Below are 2,164 nucleotides of genomic sequence, written 5' to 3'. Positions count from 1 at the left end.
ATCTCTACATGAGCCTGTGCTTTTATCTGTTCTTTGCGGGTCTCATTGTCGTTTATGCAGTCATCGATGATCTTTGGAAAATTGGCGAGGCATCGAAAAATCGGCAGGCCGTGGATTTCCGACACGATCTCAACGAAGCTGGCTTCAGGGTGATGCGGTGGGCTTTCCGGTGCACCGTTTTGGGCGTTCTGATCGCCACGGTCATGAAGCTTCAAAGCTCTTACCTGGCATCGAACGGCACGAATATTGTCGCTTGGTTGATTGGCGATCTGTCCTCAGTCTTGTATGATCAAGCCGATGTGCGCAAGGGGTTCGCTTATAGAATGCCGACGCACTACAGCAGCCTTCTTGTCGCGATATCGGCCTGTGTTGTTTTTTTCTACGGTGCCATCCGTTTGGGTGTCGGGGGTCAATTCCAGGACACCTTATGGAAGATGTCAGCGGTCATTGCCCTGCTCGTTGCTGTATACTTGCTGACCGATGCATTTTCAGGCTTCTCGATCTTTCTGAGCGTCGGCGTGCTGGTCGCCTTATATGGCTTGATTGATCCAGGGTTTGGTCGACGGCGAGCGAGCGAATTGGGAAACAGCCAGAGTGTATCATAGGTGGCTTGATCGATGGGATGAACAGCGGGCTCAACGCGGTGAGGAAGGAAAGAAAACGACCGCTTTCATCCTCGACGCGGATCGGGCCTTTCCGGGCGAGAAGAACATAAAGAGCATCGGGGAGTTTTGTGCCCTGGCCGACCAGGCGGGAGCTGACTCGACATTTTTCGATGAGCCCGAAGGTGGCGATGTCGGTTTCGAAAGACAAGGCGAGTGGCTCAGATTTCCATCGGACATTCGCACTGATGTCGTGGAGACCAATGTTGTCTGGGCAAAAATCACAGACAGTGGGTGGCTCGCTCAGGCGTTGGTAATTTTTCACCACTGGAATGCAAGCTCTTGGAATCGCCAGATCGCCAGCTTTTTCTCGAAGCATGGCATCACGGTCGTTGAGATCGCGATGCCTTATCATTTCCAGCGCAGCCGTTCCGGATCCCAGCACGCAGACTACATGCTCAGCGCCAACCTTGGTCGAACGATCCAATCCTTCAGGCAGGCGGTATTGGATGGCCGAAAGCTCTGTCGGTGGTTGAAGCGCGAAGGCTACCGGGACATTTCGGTTCTCGGTATGAGTCTGGGTTCCTGGGTCGCCGGATTGATCGCGGCGCATGACACGGCGGTATCGAAAGCCTCGCTGTTTCTGACAGCGGGAAGCTTGGCCGATATGGTTTGGACAGGTCGTGCGACGCGCGCGATACGCGCTAGCCTTGAGCCCAAGATCGATCTCGCAGATCTCCGACGGGCGTGGGGACCGCTTAACCTGGAAAACTACGCTCTTCGTCTGGCACGGCCGGATCTCCCCCTGCACGTCGTGTTGGCAAAGAGAGACAAGGTGGTTTTGCCGGAGCTGTCAGCGAGATTCCTGCAGAAGCTGAAGGACTCCGGCGCTCGGCCCGGTGTTCTCGAATTAGACTGTGGCCACTATTCCCTCGCGATTCCGCCCTACATTTTGTTGGCTGGTTTGAGCTTGAAGCGGTTTCTCTCCAGTGCCGACAAATCGGCTCGTCGAGGATAAGTATGGATTTAGCCGGGCTATTTGCCAGGAGACTCGGCTCATCGAGGGATCCTTCCGGCTCCGGGAATCTGCTTCTGGAGGACTTACATCGAGCAACAGTTCAGGTCATAACGCGACGGGCGTATGAGAGGATGAGCTAAATGCCGGGGCATCTGGATGACGACGAGCGAGGGGCAGATATCGCGCCAGATTCGGACGAGGTTGGCGAGCTGCACAGGCGTTTAATCACGGCGCTCATTCGAATTCGCGATCTGAACGGCCTTCGGAACAAGCATATAGCTGAACGTCTCAAGATAACAGAAAGCTATATATCTCAACTATTGCGTGGCAAACGAGATGTTCGCTTATCGATGCTGAACCGCATCGCTAAGGAGTTCGGAATCGAAGCTTCCGAACTCCTTAGCGAAAAATGGGACGAGACCGAGAAGAAGACGCCTGAAACTTCCACGCCCCCTCCCGATCTGAATCAGCTACTCGCGCTGGTGGAGGAGAACGAGAAGCTGAGAAGGCAGTTCGCTGACAGCCTGCGACAGGAGAACTCCGA

At 54.6% G+C, this 2,164-nt stretch carries 2 protein-coding genes and 1 pseudogene; all 3 read left to right on the top strand.

Annotated features, from left to right (window positions below; all coding sequences use genetic code 11):
- Nucleotides 1-605 (top strand): annotated as a pseudogene (locus ACODTY_RS23850) (RcgA family putative transporter); the annotation flags it as partial.
- Complete coding sequence (locus tag ACODTY_RS23845) at nt 595-1,620, top strand: alpha/beta fold hydrolase (protein ID WP_488996654.1); 1,026 nt, start codon at nt 595-597, stop codon at nt 1,618-1,620. The pseudogene ACODTY_RS23850 and the gene ACODTY_RS23845, both read left to right, overlap by 11 nt.
- Before the next feature lie 140 nt (nt 1,621-1,760).
- Nucleotides 1,761-2,164 (top strand): helix-turn-helix domain-containing protein (locus tag ACODTY_RS23840; protein WP_488996653.1); only part of this gene is annotated, 404 nt, incomplete at its 3' end.

Source organism: Mesorhizobium sp. FG116 (assembly GCF_057809835.1).
Note: the sequence above shows the minus strand (reverse complement) of the source record. Positions and strands in the feature narration are given on the sequence as shown.